At 44.7% G+C, this 21279-nt stretch carries 18 protein-coding genes and 1 tRNA gene; 7 read left to right on the plus strand and 12 right to left on the minus strand.

Going from position 1 to position 21279, the window contains the following annotated elements; genetic code table 11:
• Positions 1 to 14: 14 nt before the first annotated feature.
• The 3 genes from EMP01_RS01625 (at position 15) to EMP01_RS01635 (ending at position 1870) form a co-directional block, all read left to right on the plus strand.
• Positions 15 to 647, plus strand: coding sequence for an HD domain-containing protein (locus tag EMP01_RS01625; RefSeq protein ID WP_129019753.1), 633 nt, complete (start codon positions 15 to 17; stop codon positions 645 to 647).
• Positions 648 to 693: 46 nt separating this feature from the next.
• A complete protein-coding gene (locus tag EMP01_RS01630; RefSeq protein WP_161971188.1) occupies positions 694 to 1074 on the plus strand; it encodes a cytochrome c family protein in 381 nt (126 codons plus the stop codon).
• A 64-nt stretch (positions 1075 to 1138) separates the two neighbouring features.
• Positions 1139 to 1870: an outer membrane beta-barrel protein gene (locus EMP01_RS01635; RefSeq protein ID WP_129019755.1), complete on the plus strand. Its 732-nt coding sequence runs from the start codon at positions 1139 to 1141 to the stop codon at positions 1868 to 1870.
• A 71-nt stretch (positions 1871 to 1941) separates the two neighbouring features.
• On the opposite strand, the gene EMP01_RS01640 is transcribed toward EMP01_RS01635, so the two are convergent.
• The 5 genes from EMP01_RS01640 to lpxK form a co-directional block, all read right to left on the minus strand.
• Positions 1942 to 2835 carry an EamA family transporter gene (locus EMP01_RS01640; RefSeq protein WP_129019756.1) on the minus strand — a complete coding sequence of 298 codons (894 nt, stop codon included), beginning with the start codon at positions 2833 to 2835 and terminating at the stop codon, positions 1942 to 1944.
• Positions 2836 to 2943: 108 nt separating this feature from the next.
• Positions 2944 to 3016: transfer RNA gene (locus EMP01_RS01645), tRNA-Ala, on the minus strand.
• Between the two features lie 41 nt (positions 3017 to 3057).
• Positions 3058 to 5112 carry a ComEC/Rec2 family competence protein gene (locus EMP01_RS01650; RefSeq protein WP_129019757.1) on the minus strand — a complete coding sequence of 685 codons (2055 nt, stop codon included), beginning with the start codon at positions 5110 to 5112 and terminating at the stop codon, positions 3058 to 3060.
• 87 nt (positions 5113 to 5199) lie between these two features.
• Positions 5200 to 5445 (minus strand): 2TM domain-containing protein, encoded by a 246-nt coding sequence (locus EMP01_RS01655; RefSeq protein ID WP_129019758.1) that lies wholly within the window; start codon positions 5443 to 5445, stop codon positions 5200 to 5202.
• Positions 5446 to 5504: 59 nt separating this feature from the next.
• Entirely contained in the window at positions 5505 to 6611 is a 1107-nt protein-coding gene (gene lpxK, locus EMP01_RS01660) for a tetraacyldisaccharide 4'-kinase (protein WP_129019759.1), read from the minus strand.
• 140 nt (positions 6612 to 6751) lie between these two features.
• On the opposite strand from lpxK, the gene mgtE reads away from it, so the two are divergent.
• Both mgtE and EMP01_RS01670 read left to right on the plus strand, forming a co-directional pair.
• Positions 6752 to 8137, plus strand: coding sequence for a magnesium transporter (mgtE, locus tag EMP01_RS01665; RefSeq protein ID WP_129019760.1), 1386 nt, complete (start codon positions 6752 to 6754; stop codon positions 8135 to 8137).
• Positions 8138 to 8161: 24 nt separating this feature from the next.
• Positions 8162 to 8347: a hypothetical protein gene (locus EMP01_RS01670; RefSeq protein ID WP_129019761.1), complete on the plus strand. Its 186-nt coding sequence runs from the start codon at positions 8162 to 8164 to the stop codon at positions 8345 to 8347.
• 77 nt (positions 8348 to 8424) lie between these two features.
• Here the strand turns inward: EMP01_RS01670 and EMP01_RS01675 are convergent, their stop codons facing one another.
• The 7 genes from EMP01_RS01675 to EMP01_RS01705 form a co-directional block, all read right to left on the minus strand.
• Positions 8425 to 9021 (minus strand): hypothetical protein, encoded by a 597-nt coding sequence (locus EMP01_RS01675; protein WP_129019762.1) that lies wholly within the window; start codon positions 9019 to 9021, stop codon positions 8425 to 8427.
• Positions 9022 to 9097: 76 nt separating this feature from the next.
• Positions 9098 to 9424, minus strand: a complete 327-nt coding sequence (locus EMP01_RS01680) for a nucleotide pyrophosphohydrolase (protein ID WP_129019763.1) — start codon at positions 9422 to 9424, stop codon at positions 9098 to 9100.
• 76 nt (positions 9425 to 9500) lie between these two features.
• Positions 9501 to 10133 carry a carbonic anhydrase family protein gene (locus tag EMP01_RS01685; protein WP_129019764.1) on the minus strand — a complete coding sequence of 211 codons (633 nt, stop codon included), beginning with the start codon at positions 10131 to 10133 and terminating at the stop codon, positions 9501 to 9503.
• A 35-nt stretch (positions 10134 to 10168) separates the two neighbouring features.
• Positions 10169 to 11833: a SulP family inorganic anion transporter gene (locus tag EMP01_RS01690; RefSeq protein WP_129019765.1), complete on the minus strand. Its 1665-nt coding sequence runs from the start codon at positions 11831 to 11833 to the stop codon at positions 10169 to 10171.
• A gap of 196 nt (positions 11834 to 12029) precedes the next feature.
• Positions 12030 to 12332 carry a hypothetical protein gene (locus tag EMP01_RS01695; protein ID WP_129019766.1) on the minus strand — a complete coding sequence of 101 codons (303 nt, stop codon included), beginning with the start codon at positions 12330 to 12332 and terminating at the stop codon, positions 12030 to 12032.
• Between the two features lie 171 nt (positions 12333 to 12503).
• Positions 12504 to 17408: an Ig-like domain-containing protein gene (locus EMP01_RS01700; protein ID WP_129019767.1), complete on the minus strand. Its 4905-nt coding sequence runs from the start codon at positions 17406 to 17408 to the stop codon at positions 12504 to 12506.
• 159 nt (positions 17409 to 17567) lie between these two features.
• Positions 17568 to 19163, minus strand: a complete 1596-nt coding sequence (locus EMP01_RS01705; protein WP_129019768.1) for a DUF6029 family protein — start codon at positions 19161 to 19163, stop codon at positions 17568 to 17570.
• A gap of 157 nt (positions 19164 to 19320) precedes the next feature.
• Here EMP01_RS01705 and EMP01_RS01710 point away from each other — a divergent pair, with 157 nt between their 5' ends.
• Together EMP01_RS01710 and EMP01_RS01715 are read left to right on the plus strand one after the other, a co-directional pair.
• Positions 19321 to 19821: a TlpA family protein disulfide reductase gene (locus EMP01_RS01710; protein ID WP_129019769.1), complete on the plus strand. Its 501-nt coding sequence runs from the start codon at positions 19321 to 19323 to the stop codon at positions 19819 to 19821.
• A 109-nt stretch (positions 19822 to 19930) separates the two neighbouring features.
• Complete coding sequence (locus EMP01_RS01715) at positions 19931 to 21274, plus strand: DEAD/DEAH box helicase (protein ID WP_129019770.1); 1344 nt, start codon at positions 19931 to 19933, stop codon at positions 21272 to 21274.
• Positions 21275 to 21279: the final 5 nt, after the last annotated feature.

The following is a 21279-nucleotide window of genomic DNA, read 5'->3' on the forward strand; positions in this document are numbered from 1 at the left end:
AAGCATAATCAGCTATGGACAACTTACAGGATTGCTTCAAAAAAATAATGCAGCGTAGCGATGATGGCCTGCATGCACAGGACCGCCTCTGGAATGATATTACCAGGGCGTATAGTGCCTGTGGTCGCCATTATCATACTTTGCAGCACCTGGATCAGATGTACAGTACTTTATCTGCTATACAGCATCAGTTACAGGACACCGAAGTAATCTGGCTGGCCCTTTGCTACCATGATATTATTTATGATGCCAGCCGTCAGGATAATGAAGAGCAAAGTGCCGCATTCGCCAAAGAAATATTGGATGCCCTGCAGCTCCCGGCTGAAAAGGTGCAACAGTGTATAGACACAATCCTGGCGACAAAAGCACATACTGTTTCTGCTGATATGGATATAAACTATTTTACCGATGCAGACCTGAGTATCCTGGGGCAGGACTGGGAGCGGTATATACAGTATGCCAAAGACATCCGTAAGGAATATACTATCTATCCCGATGAACAATATTATCCCGGAAGAGCCCGAGTCATACAGCATTTCCTGGATATGCCCCGCCTGTTCAAAACGGAGTATTTCTACGGGCAATATGAGGAGAAGGCCAGGGAAAATTTAGCAAAAGAACTACAATTTTATGAGGGCGATATATGATGATACAAACGGATCTGCTCAATGTCTGCAACCGGGTATCATCATTTTGCTGATCCCTTTATTCTATTTATTGTCCTGTAATGCAGAACAAAAGCCTTCAGCACAAATTGATGTAGCAGAGATGAAGAAGGTCAGAGCATATCAGGCATATACAAACAACTGCGTCAGTTGTCATAATCAATTCAAACCAGCCACAGGGCCAGCATTATCGGGAACCCTTATTGATTCAAGAAGTGCAGAGTGGTTGTATATATTTTTGACCAATCGGGCAGAAACCAAAAATGATCAGGGACTTAAAAAGCGGCAAAAAGAATATGCCCCTGTCAGGTGTATTACACTGGACACCATTACAACAGCGCAACAAGAAAAAATAAAATTGATCATTGCTTACTTGAAGAATTACAGCAATCCCCACGGTACTTTTTAGTCTATCATCACAGCTATACCAAAATCAAGAGTATACACGTTTATGAAATAATAACTACTATTATATGCATAAACTCCTATTACCCTGTAGCATGCTGCTCAGCGTTGCTGCCATGGCCCAGGAAGCTCCTGCAGGCCATCAATCAGCAAAGCCTTCCCGATGGCAGATCGGGCTTAATGTAAGCCCTCAGATCAATTATCGCCTGCTCCGGGCTAATCCCGGAGACCATGGTAGTGACATAATTACAGAATCCCGGAATCAGATTGAAATACCGCGGCCTCAATATACAGCCGGGGTATCTTTGGGCTATCAGCTGAATGAACATATAAGCCTGAATAGTGGCTTGCAATACAGTAATTGGGGTGGCCAAACTAATAAGCGAAGAGACCTGATTTATGCGTTCCCGAATCCCGCACTTCCCACCCAAGTCAGTATGTTGTATAATATTAATTATCTGATCCTTCCGGCAACAGTCAATGTAACCTTTGGACACAAACGACTGAAATTCACTGCAGGAGCGGGATTAAATGCTATGTATCTGCTCCGTGAACAAACCAAGCAAAGCCTCTTCTATGCAAGCGGTGAAACAGAGACAGAAACAGCAAGCGCGTCTTATTACCGAAAATTCAATCTCGCGGCACAACTCAGCGCCGGTGTTGATTATGCCTTAAATGAAAAAGTGCACCTTAAACTGGAACCCATTTTCCGGTTTGCTGTGATCAAAAGTAATGATGCTCCGGTAAAAGAAAATCTATACAATTATGGCCTTAATATAGCTGCATACTGGAAAATATAAATGAAGTATCCTGACATCAAAAGCCGCGCTTAGCGCGGCTTTTGATGTCAGGATTACTCACAGATTACGATCTAATCAATTTTTGCTTTTCGTTTGGCGAGCAGGCCGCGCACCTGTTTTTCCATCAGGTTAAAGACAAGACCCGCCATCACAAATACAGATGCCGTAATCTTCCAGGGCAGTAAATCCTCATTCAAAATCAATGCCGAACTTAGGAACCCTACAACGGGCACCAGCAAGGTAAATGGTACTACTGTTGCGGTAGGATATGATTTTAATAAATAACCCCAGGCACCATAGCCCACATGGGTAGAGACATATACAATATAGATGACTGCAGCAATTGTCTCTGCAGAAACATGCTGAAATGAATTTCCTATCATTTCAGGCCCCTCTAAAAGCAATGAAGTCACTGCCATAAAAGGGAAAGCAACCAGATTTCCCCATACGACAAGCGCCAGCGGTGATGCGGCATCTACTTTTTTGGTAAACATATTTCCGATCGACCAGGATAAAGCTGCCAGCAAGGTGAGGATAAGGCCTATCAATGAAGTACTGCCATCTGCATGACTGGCCACAATACCAATACCTATAAATGAGATCAGCGAACCAACAATCTTCCATGCGCTGGGACGATCTTTAAAAAAGAGTGCAGCAAGCCCCATAGAGAAAAACATCTGCACCTGCAATACAAGTGATGCCAGACCTGCCGACAATCCCAGATGAATACCGCTAAAGAGCAATCCGAATTGTAAGGCAAAAGTAAACACACCATAGCCCAGAATGAGTTTCAGCGGGGCTTTGGGTCTGGGCAGGAAAAATATCCAGGGAAAGGCACTAAGCCCGAAACGAATCGTACTGAGTAAAAACGGAGGAAATACTTCCAGTCCTATATGAATGGCGATAAAATTCACTCCCCAGACAAGGGCAATGAGTAGTGCTACTAAAAGATGTTTTGTTTTCATGACATGGAACAGGATGATTACTGTATTTGCGAAAGGTAGACGCAAAGATCAAAAGCAAATAACCGGAACGCTAATGAGTAGTATTCCGGTTATTTGCTTTATGTTTTGTGGAGAATACCGGAATCGAACCGGTCACCTCTTGCATGCCATGCAAGCGCTCTACCAAATGAGCTAATTCCCCATGGGATTGCAAATATAAGCGCTTTTTTCTTTTCGCCAAAACTATTCAAAAAAAATCCAGGCACCCTGTTCAGCCACTGTATAGACCTCATATCCCGCTGTAAATAACTGTGTTTTCAATCGCTGTATTCCGTTACGGGTATTACCTCCGGCCAGTATAATTTGAGCAGGATGCAGCCTGATGATCTGCTCCGGATCGGCCTTCCCGGACAGGATCAGGACATCCATTTCCGGCGCTAATTGATGCAATGCTGTAGCATCTGCCCAGGCAATCCGTTTAGCAGAAAGATTCATGGTTCCATAAGTCAAAGGGGCTGCTTGTTGCTGGCAGATCCGGTAACCCAGGTGTGCCGGCCTTAGTATATATTCCTGCGCTGAGATACTTATGGGCTGTATACTATACGTACGTACCACACGACCGGATATGTGCTCTATCAGGGTTTCTTTACCTGCGGCATAGACTACTATTCCGTTCTGGCGTGTGGCCATAAAATCCTGTACCATCAGGTTCAGCACAAACAAGAGCAACAGACCTATACCTGCTGGTAGTGCCGGATAATATCGCCTCAGGAAATAAACGGCCAAAACGATAATACTGATCATCAGCAAGACATAATCCCAGGTATCAAGCGGTAGCCAACTGGCTGCATCTGGCGTATAGCGATCCAGGAAGCCCAGCAGGGAATGAAAGGCCTGCGTACAGGCAACCAGTACATTACCACATATAAGGGCAATTACGGGCAGCTGTATAGCCGAAAATAAAATAATCACCAATGACATCATCATCAGTAGTGTACTGAATACCGCTGCCAGTACATTGGCCGGAAGAAACCATACGGGAAACTGATGAAAGTAATAGATGATCAGTGGTGCTACCAATACCTGTACTGCCAGGCTCATCGCTATGGTCTCCCACAATAGTTGTAATGGCCGGAACGAAGATGAAAACCAGTTACGAATGGGTCTATAAAATAGTATAATGGATAAAACTGCCAGCAGAGACAATTGCACACCGATATGATATAACCAGGCCGGGTTAATGCACAGTAATGCCAACGCCGTTATAGCCCAGAGTTGCAGAGGTTCTGCCCTGCGCCTGCTGCACAAGGCAAGCGTGATCACAGAGAAACTGATGGCTGCCCGGATTGCAGATGGCGGATAATCGCATAGGGCAATGTAAGACCACACGAAAGGCAGTACCAGTATATACTTGATCCATTGTCTACGTGGATCGCGCATTCGGTAAAAAGGCAGTACCAGTAGCATAAACAGCAGGTTGACATGCATGCCAGAAATGGCAATAATGTGCATGATACCGGTATGCGTATACATATCTTTCAGCACGCTCATCTCATCCGTTACTTCGTTGAGGAGGGTGGCTTGAGCCAGGGCGGAGGTCAGCGTATCGGGTATATACTGCTTCAGTGCATATAGTATAACAGATCGTGCCTGATCACTTGTCTGGGTTTCGGAGGCTTTGCTAAGAATGTGTATATCATCAGGGGCAATGAACTGCTGGTGATAAAACCCGTTACGCTGTTGTTGCCTTATAAAATCTACCGCAAAGGGATTATGATTTTGTTTCAGCAACTGCAATTCATTAGGCACACGATATATCGCTCCCCTACCCTGTAATCGGACAGTATCGTTTTTATAGACGTACAACCTTACCTTACCCGATAAGGTATGCCAGCCGGTATGATCTCTGCCGGCCATTACAGATACCGGAATATAATAGGTAGCATTCTTTTCACGGGGTGTCTCCAGCACCTGGACCTGAAATTCGCGGTAGTTCTGATAGCGTGCACCTATCCAATCGGGCGACTGCCTTGTATCCTGGTAGGCATATAATACCCAGGCAGTAAGGGTAATCACAGAGAAAGCCGTCGCATTGCTGCAGTACGAACCCCATTTGTACCTGGACCTTAAAACGAAAGCGGAAAGTGCCATGATGCAGAGCAAGGCCCAGCAGCACAGTATTAAAGTACGGGAGCAGTGTATGCCCCAAAGGTCGTAGCTGATGATACCCGCAACAAATGCAGCCAGCACATAAAGCATGGGGGCTTTGCTACCGGCAAGAGCAGCAGAATAAAACATAGTATGTAGATTATAGGTAGGGGCAAGATACAAAAATCCCCCGGACAAATGTCCGGGGGATTCAATTATATTAAACTAAAGTAAATATTAGTTTTGGAGCTGTTTTTTAAATGTATCCATACCGCGGTCTTCATAGTTAGCCCAGATGGTGCAGGCATGTCCTACAACCAACAGTCCCCATGCTGCAGTAACCCAGGCTGGCCAAGGGTATACCCATTCTGTTTTTCCCGCATATGTTATGTACCACATAGCTACATTCGCAATTGCAAAAACGACTAAGTGTAACAGGAACATTGAAACTTGCTTACCGGTATGTTTAATTCTTTTTGGCATGACTCTTGTTTTTTCGGGTACAAAGATAGTACCTTATCGTGTATTATTTAAAATATTTCTTAAAAATTTTCCATGGCTGCGTAGAAAGACATGCGTGTATCTACAATATACTCCAGTACAATCTGGTCAAACTGCTCTTTGCCTTCTATAAAATCGATTTCTATAGGCAATACCCAGACCGGTACACCCCAGGCCTGCAATGTATCGCGGTGCAGGGCCAGTCTTGTGGCATCCTTTTCTGTAGTAATGATAACCGGTTGTTTAGCCTCCCAGTTTTTACAGGTTTGTTTTATTTCCTCAAGATTAGCAGTAGTAAAATAATGATGATCGGGATAACGCAGCAAGTGTACATCGGCTACCTTTTCTCTCAGGTGATGCAGCATTGGCTCCGGGCGGGCGATACCACTGACCAGGATAATATGCTGCTCTTTCTGTAGTGATACGGGATTGCCGGTAAAGAAGTCAAAGCAGGTACCGTAACGGATATGGGTAAAAAATACTTTCTGATGCGGCAATGGATTGATGCGTGCGGTGATGGCCTTGCGCTCAGCTTCCGGCAAATCAGCAGGACATTTGGATACGATAATCACATGGGCTCTTTTAGCGGCCCTGCGCCCCTCTCTCAGGTTACCGAAGGGCAATACATAATCGGTATAGAACGGACGGGAATAATCTGTAATCAGGATATTAAGACCTGCCTTTACAGAGCGGTGCTGGTAAGCATCGTCCAGTAAGATGACTTCTGTTTCGGGACGTTCTGCCAGCAAAGCGGGTATACCGGTCATCCGTTCTTCACAGACACTTACAGACATTTCCGGAAACTTGAGTTTAAATTGCATTGGTTCATCTCCTATCTCATAGGCAGTAGTTGACTCATCGGCCAGCTTAAACCCGCGACTGCGGCGCTTATACCCGCGGCTTTGTGTAGCCACCAGGTATTCATAACGCAACAGGCGCATCAGGTATTCTATATGCGGGGTCTTGCCCGTACCACCGGTAGACAGGTTGCCTACGCTGATCACCGGTACACTAAATTGTACAGAGGAGTAAATGCCTGTATCATAAAGGCGGTTGCGCAGCCACATAATCGCACCATACAGCAGCGAAAACGGGTACAGCAGCAGCTTCAGCACCGATACAAAAATCATTAACGGATTCAGGTTCATAAGCAGCGAAATTATGATTTCTCCCCCGAATAAGGGTTAAAATTAAATTTCTGTAATTTGATCTGATCTTAAATAAAATAGCCGAATTTCGCAGCCTATCCTGAAAAATTTTTCACTAACCTTTCTAAAATTGAGGCATTATGGAACAACAGCTGCAATCCATAATTGAAAAAACGGAGCACCTGATCGAGTATGGTACCGACAGGGACCTTCTGCACTTTTTAGAGGATCAGAATATCTCTGATGTAAAGGAGCTGGTAGATGAACTACCGGACCATGCCCCGCGTTTCTTTGAAGTGCTGCCCATCGGACGCTCGGTACATGTATTCAGGATCCTGGACTTTCCTACCCAGGCCCGTATCCTTAAAAAGCTATCTGGCCATAAGATTTCCGAGCTGATCAATGAGCTGCCACCGGATGACCTTACTTCGCTCTTCAGCGAACTGAGCGGCGATGCGGTAAAAAAACTCATCATCCTGCTGCCGGAAGAGGAACGTAAAGAAGCCCTGAAACTGCTGGGATATAAAGAAGACAGCGTAGGCCGTCTGATGACCCCTGATTATGTAGCAGTTAAAAAGCACTGGAAAATAAGCCGTGTACTGGATCATATACGCAGGTATGGTGTAAACTCCGAAACGATCAATGTAATCTATGTCATTGATGAAAAAGGTGTCTTGCTGGACGACCTGCAGATCCGTAAAGTATTACTGGCCGATCCGGATACTTTTGTTGAAGACATTGTAGACAACCGCCTGGTATCACTCAATGCCAATACCAACCAGGAAGAAGCGGTACAGGTATTCCGTATGAATAATCGTGTGGCCCTGCCCGTGACAGATGATAAAAACATTCTGCTGGGTATCGTTACTGTAGATGATATCCTGTGGGTGGCCAACGAAGAGTTTACAGAAGACATTCAGAAAATCGGGGGTACCGAAGCCCTGGATGAACCTTACCTGGATACGCCTATATTCAGCTTGTTTAAAAAGCGTGTGGGATGGCTTGCTGTCCTGATGCTGGGTGAGATGCTTACGGCTACGGCTATGGGCTTCTTTGAAGACCAGATCCAGAAAGCGGTGGTACTGTCCCTGTTCATTCCGCTGATTATCTCCTGCGGGGGTAACAGTGGTTCACAGGCCTCAACCCTGATCATTCAGGCAATGGCACTCGGAGAGGTTACCCTTAAGGACTGGTGGCGTGTTATGCGCCGTGAGATTGTCTCCGGTTTATTGCTGGGTACAAGCCTTGCGGTAATCGGCTTTGCGCGTATTTATATCTGGCACCTGGTCGATCCTACAATATACGGTGATCACTGGCTGCTTTTATCTATGGCCATCAGTACCTCGCTCATATTTGTAGTACTCTGGGGTTCTTTTGCGGGGTCTATGCTCCCTATGCTGCTCAAACGTTTGGGGGCCGATCCAGCTACCTCTTCTGCGCCATTTGTCGCTACCCTGGTGGATGTTACAGGACTGATTATTTACTTCTCCTGTGCCGTATTATTCCTAAGAGGTGTATTATTGTAAGTATTATTATAAAAATTATTGATTATGCAGACTGTAGATATTTTAAAGATTGTTGTACTGGCCCTACTGGCGGTAGTTGCATCCATCCGCTGGATCCGCTTTTTCAAAGCTAAAAAGAGAGGAGATGAACACCAGTTTACCCGTTTTGAAAGCATTAGTGTACTCGTACTCATGCTCATATTCCTGTACCTGACTTTCTGGTATAAATAGCACCAGGTTTCATTATAAAATGAGTAAGGGATAAGACGGAGCGTCTTATCCCTTACTCATTTTATATTAATGCTTCATTAGAAATATTTCTTCGCAAAAGACTTTCCGGCCATTGCATAACTTTCTTCCAGGCGGGCGCCGGTATCGTAATCATAGCCTCCGAAAGTACGGCCTGGCGCATCACTCATCTGCACTTTGGCAATAACATTAGCCTGATTAGCCGTTTCCACAATCCAGAACTCGCCGTCGATAGAGGCATTTTTACGCATGACATGCACATTAAAGCCCGGTTCGGTAAAGGTTGTTTTGAATATGAGTGTATATTTTGCAGATGGAAAATTACCCACCTTGGTTTTGGCAGAATGTTTGTTGAACAGGTCTTCGAATGCCGGTTCAAAACGCTTGCTGCGATCTGCTTTCCAGGCCTTGGCCCAGGCATCTCCCCTGCCCGCTTCCTTCTCATTATAATCCGCCTTTTTCTTTCGGATATAATCGGCTTCATCATCAAATTTACCTACACCCATTTTGCTGTAATCATATACAACGTTCAGTTGGGTTTCGTTCTTAACGGCATCCATATTGCCTTCCAGTACTTTAAACTTAATGGCTATAGCCTGTACAGACAGCATACTTGCGCCTGCAACCATCATTACGGTAGCATACAACTTGTTCATAATAATTGCTTTTGTATTAGGTGATTAATCTAAGATATAACAATTATAACAAATATGCAGCTAAATACCATATGAATTATAGCTTATCATTTTCTTTATGACGCTGTGCATCCCGTTTGGTTTTCTTAGCCATATTACGCTCAAAGGCTTCAGTAAGATCCACCCCGGTCTGATTGGCCAGGCAGAGCAATACCCATAATACATCGGCCATTTCATCAGATAGGTCTTTGCCCTTATCACTTTCTTTAAAAGACTGCTCACCATAATGCCGCACCATAATGCGGGACAGCTCACCAACCTCTTCCATTAAGATGCCTAAGTTAGTCAGCTCGTTGAAATAGCGGACACCAATCGTTTTGATCCATTCGTCTACCTGTCCCTGTGCCTCTTTCAGTGTTATCATGTTGTGTTATTTTGGGTAAAAATATAAAGGGACAAAGTACGTTACTTTGTCCCTTTATAACAATATTCAATTCAGATTAGTTTTGCTCGCCCAGGAGTTCAACCGTACCTTTTGATACGTTGTACACTGCACCTACCAGGCTGATCTTACCTTCTTCTGTCAGTTTCTTGATCACCTCGCTTTGCTGCAGAATGCTGTTGATAGAGTTCTGGATATTCAGGCGGGTTACATCTTCTACGAATGCATCGTTCTTGCTGTTCTTCTCGCCATCTCCTGCATTACCCGCTGATACCGCAGGCTGGATCTTATTGAGTAGACCGGTCAGGTTACCGAATTCTACGTGATCACAAGCGCCTTTTACCGCACCACAATTGGTATGACCCATGACCATGATCAGTTTAGATCCGCTTACACCTACTGCGTATTCCAGCGATCCCAGTACATTTTCAGACACTACATTACCTGCAATACGTACACTGAATACATCGCCGATACCCTGGTCAAACAGGATCTCTACCGGAGCACGGGAATCCATACAGCTAAGGATCGCAGCAAATGGTCTCTGCTGAGTGCCGGTCTCTTCTACCTTGCTTAAAAAGTTTTTGTTCTTGCTTATTCCGTTTACGAAACGGGTATTGCCATCCATTAAGATCGTTAATGCGTCGTTCGGGGTTAATTCTTCTAAATTGTTGTTATAAGACTGTAACATGATTTTAATAATTTTTTGATTTTGATTGTGTTTGTTTACTCTTTGTCGCCATTCAGCTCCTTCAATAGTTTTTTGTGCTTACCAGACCATTTCCGTGCATGCTCATCCTGCTCCAGTTCGGTCATCAGGTAGTGCACATTGGCACCTTCCGGAATTTTATAATCATTCTTAAATCCTACCAGGGATACTGTAATACCACGACTCGGCGCCTGTACAGTATAAAACTCCCTGATCTCTTCCAGCACATCATAGTCAATATATTCAGCTTTACTTGCATCAATAATTACCGTACTGCCTTCTGCAAAACTGTTCAGGGTTGTCTTGATACTTCCCTTGTTGAGGAACGACACTTCCTGAGCCAGTTCCAGGGTGGTTACATCTTTCTCTTCAGACTGCACACGACGGTAATAATACGGGATACGCATATTGCTGCGCAGCAGGTAGAAGATGCTGATGAGCATACCCAATCCTACACCTTTTAATAATCCCAGGAATGGCAGGGCTACAGCCACAGCGGTAACCGCAAAAGGAATAAACTCTGTAGGGCCCACTTTATACATATGTATGAAGGTTGCAGGCTTGGCCAGGCGATAACCGGTAAATATAAGGATCGCTGCCAGCGCAGATTTCGGGATCATATTCAGGATAGCCGGAATCGTAGCCACACAGACCAGCAGTAACATACCGTGTATAATAGCCGACAGCTTGGACTTGGCACCGGCATTGATATTGGCACTGGAACGGACAATTACCGAAGTAATAGGCAAACCTCCGATCAGACCACTGATAATATTACCGATACCCTGTGCTTTCAGCTCGGCATTACCGGAAGTGTTGCGCTTCAGCGGATCGAGTTTATCTGTTGCTTCAATACAAAGCAGTGTCTCGATAGAGGCTACCACCGCAATCATTACTGCATATTGCCATACTTTGGGATTTTTTAAACCTGAAAAATCCGGCATTTTAAACTGCTTAAAAAATGCTTCGGCAGAATCCGGAACATTCAGCTGTACCAGGTAATCGGCCCCCAGGTGCAATGCCCCACCGGTAGAGTGGAATAAGGAGTTGAGCAAAGTGCCGACAACCACTACCACGACACCGGCCGGAATCATCTGTATTCTGCGGAACGGCTTGGTTTGCCACAGGATTAATATAGCCAGACATACCAGTGTGATGGCAACAGCACCAAAGTGAATGTTTTCGGTAATACCGGTCAGGATATCGGTATTCATCCCCCGCTCTCCGTCTCTCATACCGACCAGCTTATCCGGGCCGCTGAAACCTACGGCATCGGGCAATTGCTTAAAGATAATGGTAAGACCGATACCGGCCAGCATACCTTCAATAACGCTGGAGGGAAAGAAGTTGGCAAAAGTACCCGCTTTGGCAAAGCCGAGAGCGATCTGAAATACCCCGGACAGCAAAACCGCACAGAGGAAAATTTCGAAAACGCCCAGGTCGGCAATGGCACCCACCACCAGGGATACGAGACCTGCGGCAGGGCCACTTACACTAAAGTTACTTTTGCTCAGAGAGCCTATGACAATACCACCAACTACACCGGCTACAATACCGGAAAATAATGGTGCACCTGAAGCCTGGGCGATACCAAGGCACAGGGGTAAGGCGATCAGGAATACGATCAGCCCCGCTAAGATGTCATGCTTAGCATATGCAAATAATGATTTATTTTTTGACATGATGTTTTGTTACGCTTGTTTGTTCTGAAAGATATAGTAGGATGGCCGGTACCCAACAGGCAACATAAGCCTGTAATGATTCTGCTGAATATTACACGCATAGCCGCACAAGGATTCGCATGCAATTGCAGGAATCGGTAAGGCACCAAAAGCCAGGCTGACAGATCGAAACCGGTCAGCTAATCATAAAAGGTAACTAAACTAAATTGGGAGGTTGTGTGGGGACTTCAAGATGATGAACCTTAAACAAAGCTTCATCCATGATGATGTAAGTGATCTTCTCTCCGGAGCCGACCGCTTCCGAAAGCAGGCCATAATGCAGGTACCAGAACTTCTTTAAATCAGAATCTTTTTCTGTATCAATATAGCTATGGTTATTATGAACTTCTTCTTCCGATACAACCCTTTGTTTGGACAAAATATCGCTCACTACCTTTGCCGGTACTAATTGTACCGCCAGTAGCAGGAACAGAAATATGGCCAGAAAAGGTCTTTTCATCGTTGCGAAGATACAAAATGATGTGATACATATTTTTTACGGTTAAGTTAATGTTTTAAGAAAGATCATTTTTTGTGCATAAATATGCCTATACTCATCCTTTAAGCGCATAAAAAATAGAGGAACCTTTTCAGGCTCCTCTATTTTTTATTTAGTAACAGTATTATGCTCTTATCGGATCACTTGTATTTTACGTACAACCATTCCTTTATTGGTATGGATATGCACGATATAAGTTCCGGCTGCGAGATCATTTGTGGTAATGAATTGTTTCGTCTGGCCATCTGCGTTTACCTGCAGCATGACCTGGCCTAGCATATTGATCAGCTGGATATTTTCCATTTTCACCCCTGTAGCAGCATTTTCAATAGTCAATGTACCCTGTTGTACCGGATTAGGATACAGTTTGATATTGGCCAGTTCTGGATTTACTTTCTTAACAGAAGTCGCCAGCAGATCTACTTCAATAACCAGGCTGGTATCCATAGTACCGCAGTGATTAGAGGCGGTTAAGGTTACATTATACAAACCGGATGTTGCATACACATGAGACGGATTAGCCTGTGTAGATGGAGCAGAACCATCTCCGAAATCCCAGCTGTAGTTAGTTACAAACTGAGGATTCAATGGCTGAAACTGTATCATACCCAGTTGTTGGTTAAACATCGGAATGAAGTTAAAGCCATCTATTGTAGGATCATCGAAGAAAGAAACCAGTGCCGTATCGCGACCTTTACAGCTATAACTGTTTGTCACTTCAACAGAGTAGGTTCCGGTTGCAATCGGGTTAATGGTTTGGGTTGCCGCACCGGTATTCCAGGAATAGCTTGCTCCTGCATTACCCGCATCCAGCACATAAGTCGCATAATTACATACGATAGTATCCGGTCCGAGGTTAACCACCGGTAAAGCTCTCATGGTTACGGTAGTACCGGTAGTAGTACGGCTACAACCAATCGCATTGGTGATGGTTACACTATAAGTACCGCCGCTGTTGACATTGATTGATTGTGTCGTTGCACCGGTATTCCATAAATAAGTGGCACCGGTATTAGCTGCATTCAGCGTAGTGCTGCTGCCCTGACACAGATCAAGCGCAGCCGGCAACACATTGGTTGGTGTTGGTTTAAGGGTTACAATAATCGTATCACGTTTAACACAGGTATTGCTGCCTGTTACCACCACACGGTATGAACCAGCTGCATTGACTGTAATAGTTGGTGTAGTGGCACCGGTATTCCAGGCATAGCTTGCACCGGCATTTGTCGCATTAAGTGTCAGAGATGCTGTTGCACAAATAGAGGTATCATTACCCAGGTTTACAACCGGAGCAGGTATTGTGGTTACCACAGTACCCGGTGTAGTAATAGAACAGCCCTGGGTATTTTTAATGGTTACGCTATAAGTGCCCGCAGCAGTTACATTAAGTGTTTGTGTCGTTGCACCGCCATTCCAGATATAAGTGCTGCCTGCATTGCCTGCATTTAAGGTGATGTTACTACCCTGACACAGATTAGCAGTCGCGGGCAGTGGGTTGGTAGGATTAGTACCGGCACTGATCACGATAGTATCTCTCTTCACACAACTATTCGTTCCCGTTACGGCTACATGGTACGTACCGGTAGTAGTTACTGCAATCGTTGCGGTAGTAGCACCGGTGCTCCACAGGTAAGTAGCGCCGGTTGTCGTTGCATTCAGGTTAATGGTTGCAGACGGACACAGGAAGGTATCATTACCCAGGTTAACAGCAGGAGCGGCATTCACCGTTGCAATTACAGGTGTACGGGTCGCAGTTACACAACCTGATGCTGTTGCACCGATGGCAGCCTCTACATAGTAAGTTGTTGTTGTAGCAATAGAAGGTGTTACAAATGTACCACCGGTGCCCAGTGCAGTACCACCAGTTGACGCAGCATACCATTTAATGGTATTGCCCGGACGGGCAGTCGCACTCAGACTCACCGTACCCGTACCGCAACGGGCGGCAGGTGTGGTGCTCAGAATGGCTACTGTATCCAGTCGGATGCATTTTACCGGGCTGAAACAGTTGGTGCCGCCGGTAATAATTTTCACTCTGTAACAACGCGAAGCAGCAAGACCAGTGGCGGTATACGAAGTCGTATTTGCTGCGGTAATATCATTCCAGGTTGCACCATTATCTGCCGAAACCTGCCATTGCAGCGCATTTGCAGCATAGCCTGTTGCTGGTGATAATTGCATGGTTGCGGTACCGCTCGCACAGATTGTATCAGCAGTAGAAGAGATCGTAAAGTTTGCAGGAGTTACAGTTGCATTTAAAGTATCATTTGTCGGATCAGAATCTGTAGTACCATTAGGAACAGTAGTCCACACCACCAGACTGTTTGCACCGGCAGGGAAAGTACCGGTACCGATTACTACAGTATCTGTATTAGCACCTGTTGCAGAGGTAGCAGGAACCAGCGTTCCGGTCCATGCATATGGTGTTTGTGTTACCCCGTTTATTTTCCAGTTGATCTGTACCGAAGTGATTGCATTGGCACCAGAGTTTTTCACCACTACTTTTACGGCCTGGCTACCCGGACAGAAGTTACCTGTCGGTGTAATTAATGCTGGTAAAGAAGCGTTATTCGCACCGGTTACCACTTCAAAGGCACCGATAGTAGGCGGATTATTACGCAGGGTTCCGTTAATATCTGAAGTAACAGAAGCAGTAAGGTTTACACCGGCACCAACCAAAGCTGTATTTGCAGGGGTAAAGTTGCCGGCATTAGGAGCAACAAACTGCGGATCTACAGCAGGCGAGCCTGGCTCAAATGCAGGATATGCTGTCTGGAAGGCAGACTGCGTTGCGTAAGCTGCAGTATAGTACCCGTAGTTCTGTGTACCTGTTTGTGTAGAATTGACATAAATATTATTCTTCAAGGCAGAAGAGATACTGGCTGCAGTACTGTAGTAGAAGCCATACTTCGTACCTAAAGTACCTCCGGTAATACTTATGATATTGTTCTTCACCTCAGAGCCGGTATTGGTACCGGTCAGATAGATACCATAGTTGGCAGAAGTACCGGTCTGTATTTTACTTATGTCGATGGTATTATGGTAATACATACAATATTGCGCAGAGCTGATGTGGTAAACACCATAGATAAAACCACCCTGGTTAATGTTGTATATTACATTGTTATAGATCTGAGCAGGACTGGTGCTGGTACCTCCATATCCGGTATTATAGATGGCATATACAGAGTTTGTATTTGCCACTGTACCGCCATAAGGAGAGTGAATGCGATTGTTGCGCACGATACCACCAACAGTTGACGATCCCAGATAAATACCGTAAAAAGTACTGGTCGTGGTTTTCGTTGCCCTTTGCACCTCGTTGTTTTCAATAATATTATTCAGACCGGCGCCGGTAATATATATTCCATATAAATAAAAGTTTTCAACCTTATTACCGCGAATAATATTGTTATTGTTTACACCGGTCATGGTTAAGGTATAATAAGGACCTCCGCTACCGGTAGTACCCTTAATATAGTTACCGAAGATGAAACAGTTAGTAGCATTGGTACCGGAGGTAATTGAAGAAGTATTAGACCCCGACATAGCAATACCACTACTATTCGCTGATAAGGTGCTTGTAATTGCTGTCAGGTCAAATGTACAACGGGTTATGGAGTCAAATACGCAGTTGCTGGTCAGTAAGGCACCCCAGCCATAATCGGTAGCCAGCGCTTTAAAGGTAAGGCTGTCAATACGTGTATACTGCGTGCCCGATAGGGTCAGCAACTGACGCTGTGTAGCTGTGTTGGTAAATTGAACAGTAGCACCACCACCATTTATACGCAAGGTATTGGTAGCGCTTGATCCTGGTACATTACCCAGACTAAATATCTCGTTATAAGGACCAGATCCAGAAACAACATTAACCACTACAGGTCCGCACATACCATAGGTCATTAAGGTATTGCTTAATGCGGTAAAGCTGGCAAAGTTGCTGCCACCCGTAGGTAGTGCACTGTTGATGGTATAAGTACCCGATAAGGAAGCCTGTAGTGTTGCACCCAAAGTATCATTAGCCACAAAACCATCCGAACCACCGTTAGGCAATGTGGTCCATGATTTGAAGGTTACGGCTGCTCCGGTAAAGGTATAAGCACCCAGGGTAACCTCGCGCTCATTAAGCCCTGTACCGCCAGCGGTATCTAATGGTAAGGTAAGACTGTACGGTGTTTGTGCCACCCCATTCAGCTGCCATTGCACCTGCAGGTTATTGATTACGTTATTACCGTAGTTTTTAACTTTCACTTTTACCTGGTTGCTACCCTGGCAGAAATATAAGGGAGCAGTTAACTGAGATACTCCGGCATCATTAGTAGTCACGATTTCGGCACTTGCCGCAAACACATTGATTACTGATGTGGATGAACTCGTATTATCTTTGTTGATCTGTACGCTAGCGACCAGCTTACTCTGGTTGGCAGGTAAGACTGCAATGGTGATCTGATATAATCTCGGGTCAGAAGTATTCGCTTCCAGCGCATCTGAAGAACGGTTGATACGGCCAAAACCCAGCAAGGCAACGGGTTGTGCTGTACTACCAAACCAATCCGGAATGATGGTCGCTGTAGAGATGGGCTGATTGGTACCATCTGTAAAGTTGATCTGTCCGGTAAAGTAGCTGGTACCACTACCTGAAGTCATCAATAGAAATATATTCTTAGCCGCCACGTTATTGGAAAACACCATAGTGGCAGAAGTCCCGTTGGTCGGGATGCGCACACTGTTATTGCTGCTGTAGGAGGCCAGGTTGAAATACAGGCCTGGCGTGGCCGCAACAGTACTGTTCACTACCCCTGATGCCGGTAAGCCCCAGGCAAGGGGCGTACTGCTTGCCGTCTGCTGCCAGCCCTGCGCCACAAAAGCGTAGCTGACGCCGTCCACATCTGAAGTGGTTGTAGCCAGTCCGGTCCCCACTCCGTTGACCACAACATCCGCGTTATACCCACTGGTTAGGGTAAACGGAACATACGCTGCGTAAATACTTTGTACATACGCAATTAAAGCGAATGCAAGTAAAAGTCTCTTCCTCATAGTTAATCAAATTATACTTTTGTTCATATAGTTGCGGTGTAAATATATAAATGCAAATGCACAATTTTTAACATTTACTACAGAAAAAATATATTAATAAAAAAAGGTTGGCTTGCGCCAACCTTTCGATTTTCTATGATGTCTTTTATTACTTTTTTACTAAAAACTGGAGGTAATCATCAGTTTAAAACCGTTGAATGCCGGTTCATAACGACATACCCCGCCGGTACAGTTAATACCCTCTACCTGTTTTACCCAGGCTGCAGAGAAACGGTGTGCTCCTTTTGTATAAGCCACAAACGCATTGTAATAATGCTCTTTTTTCGCTGTTGCAGTTGATGGTTTGATGTTGTACATATCGGAGAGTGCAAAAGACCATTTTGGAGCTAAAGCATACTCTACCTGCAGGAAAGCCCAGCTACCAAAATCCTGCTTTGTATCCATGTACTGCGCCTGCACAGTGATCGATCTTTTAGGAGACAGCTTGTACGCAAATTCGGCAAACGGTGTAAGCGCTTTTACCATCGGATGTCCAGGTTTGAACTGGTAGTATTCCTGATTGTAATTCATGTAGTGCAAACCTAATTGCAAACGTACATTTTTAATACTGCGTATATTGGTCTCGAAATAGGCCTCACGGTACAATTTCAGTTTCTCTATTGTATTGATATGAGTATAGCTTACGTTGAAATCATATTCATCATTAGGAGAATACAGGATATTACCACCCAGTGCAAGCTCGCTCCAGTCAAGCGATTGCGGTGTATAACGCGCAATAAGACGCTGCGGACGGATCTGCGCTACAATCGGCTGCCAGTTAACCATACCGAAGTTTGCAGATTCAGAAGGTGAGGTACGCATTACAAAGTTCTGCGTTCTCTTTGCGGTAACATTCGCTGCAAGCCCTTTAACGGCATAGCTCATATTGGTATAGAACAGACTACCGTCATTTACCTGGATACCGCCATTATAATCATTAAATGCTTCCTGGCTCTTATACGCTCCTTCTACATACCAGGAGAAGTTGCCGGCAGACAGCATATTGTATGCCGTAAGCGCATACATATTGTATTTAGGTTCTTTACGCTCTTCTAAAGGCAAGGCATTAATACGGGTAATAACCGCATCCATACTGCTTTTATCCATAGTACGGTTCACTGCACCAATACCAGGGTTGAAAAATACTTTATCTTTTATGGAGAAGCTACCTTCAAAGTTGATCCCTTTTATGATCGGTGCATAACGGTCAAACAGGTTCTTCTGTTGTCCGGTAAAGGCTTTAACGGAGATATTATCGGTCAGATCATACTTTAATCTTAAGCCCACCAGTGCATTATCGATCAGCAGACCACGATCTTCGTACGCACGGAAGATAATACCGCTACCAATCTGGTCGTAGATATAACCGCCGGTGATGCTCAACTTCTGAAATTCTTTACTGATGCTCCATGCACCAATACCAAAACCGGTTGTCGGCTGGGTAGGGAAACGCAGGTTAGAGTTATGGAAGGCATCCATTCTCAGGTAACCGGTAAACCCATAATTAGAATAACGAAGGCTCAGCCAGCTTTCTCCACCACTCAGCAGGTTGTCATACAAAGGGTTGCCCGAAGCGTTGATCGCAGTGTCTCTGTTAAAGAAGTTGACATTGGTCATCAGATCACCGGAAAAAACACCACTGTTCTGATTCTGTGCAGTAGCTGCGGTACCCGCCAGGAGCAGCGAGCTTAAAAGTATAGGTAATTTCTGACCCATTGCTTGGTACTTATTTTTTAAATTAGGTTAAACTTTATCGCTTTTAATCCATCTTATAATAGTTAATAAAATGAAAAAACGAAAACGATAGGCTAAAGTAGTGCATTTTTACTATATTTGAAATCCTAAATTAAATAACCATTAATTATTCTTTTAAATGAAAAAGATACTTGCGCTTGTAGCGGCTATTACACTTGCTTTTCAGGTAAATGCTCAGGAAGGTTCTTCCCTGCCTGACACGAAAGTTAAAGACATGAACGGCAAAGCAGTAGCGTTCAACACTACAGTAGAAAAAGGAAAAGTTACCCTGATCAGCTTCTGGGCTACCTGGTGTATTCCTTGTAAAAAGGAAATCAAAAACATCAGAGGTAAAATGGCTGGCTGGAAGACAGAAACTCCTGACTTCAACTATATGACCGTTTCGGTTGATGATGCCCGTGCAATGGCTCAGGTACGCAGTTACGCAAAATCTCAGGGCTGGGACTTCCCGGTATACCTGGATCCTAACTCTGATCTGAAACGTTCTTTAAACTTCCAGAATGTACCATTCTCTGTTATCGTTGATAAAGACGGTAAAGTTGCCTATATGCAGACTGGATTTGAAGAAGGTGGTGAAGATGTACTGTACGAAAAGGTAAAAGAAATCGCAGGAAAATAAGCGATGCAATAATATTAAAAAAGAGGCTTTCCATACCGGGAAGCCTCTTTTTTAGCTTATCCGGGCTGAATCAGTTAGTTTTGCAACAATTAATTGAATTCAGACATTTATGGCACAATATACTTTCAATCTCGCAGACGTCCTCACAGCAATGGAATTTGATAACCTGAATCCTATGCAGGAAGCAGCTATTGCTGCCACTCAGGAGAAGGATCATGTAGTACTGCTTTCCGCAACCGGTTCCGGCAAGACCCTTGCCTTCCTGTTGCCGATCCTGCAAAGACTGGATACTTCGGTACAGCAAACACAAGCGCTGATCGTAGTACCGTCCCGTGAACTGGCTATGCAGATCGAGAAGGTATTTAAACAAATGCGTACCGGTCTGAAAATTACCTGTTGCTATGGCGGGCACAAAAGAGAAATCGAAGAGAATAACCTGATCGAAGCACCTTATCTTATTGTAGGTACACCGGGCAGACTCTGCGACCACATCCGTCGTGGTAATTTCAAAACAGAAAACATTAAGCACCTGGTGCTGGATGAATTTGACAAAACACTGGAACTAGGCTTCCAGGAAGAAGTAGAGTTTATCATCGACAGCCTGCCTAATGTACAGCATAAAATGCTCACCTCCGCAACCAGCTCTATGGAGATTCCTGAATATGCAGGCCTGGTTGATCCGCAGGAATTAAACTTCCTCAGCGAGGATAATAAACCGGAGGCCCTGGCGATCAAACAGGTACTCAGTACGGACAGAGATAAGCTGAATACTATTTTCGATCTGATCTGCCATCTTGGTAACAGACCGACCATCATCTTCTGTAATCACCGCGAATCGGTTGAACGCACCAGTCAGCTGTTATGGCAGAAAGGTATCATCAATGAGTTTTACCATGGTGCTATGGAGCAGAGAGACCGCGATGCGGCCCTGTGCAAATTCCGTAATGGCAGTACCAGCCTGCTGGTAACAACTGACCTTGCTGCACGTGGACTGGATATCCCGTTCATCCGTTATATCATCCACTACCATCTACCGCTTACAGAAGACAGCTACACACACCGTAATGGCCGTACAGCACGTATGGAAGCCAGTGGTACCGCTATTTTAGTCCTGAGCCAGGATGAGAAATTACCGGCATACATTACCGAAGAGGTTGAAACGATTGAATTAAACCCTCCTTACGAACTGCCTGAAAAACCAAAATGGGTAACCGTTTATGTTCCCCTGGGCAAGAAAGATAAAGTCAATAAAATAGATATTGTTGGCTTCCTTTCTAATGTAGGTCAGTTGAAAAAAGAAGATATCGGTCTGATAGAAGTGAAAGATTTCAGTGCTTTTGTGGCCATCCGTAAAAGCAAGGCTGCCCATACCTATACGCTGATCAAAGATGCGCGTATCAAAGGCAAAAAAGCCAAACCAGAGATCATTAAGCAACAGTTCCTGAACCGCTAATACCG

The organism is Edaphocola flava (genome assembly GCF_004118155.1).
GTDB classification, from domain to species: domain Bacteria; phylum Bacteroidota; class Bacteroidia; order Chitinophagales; family Chitinophagaceae; genus Edaphocola; species Edaphocola flava.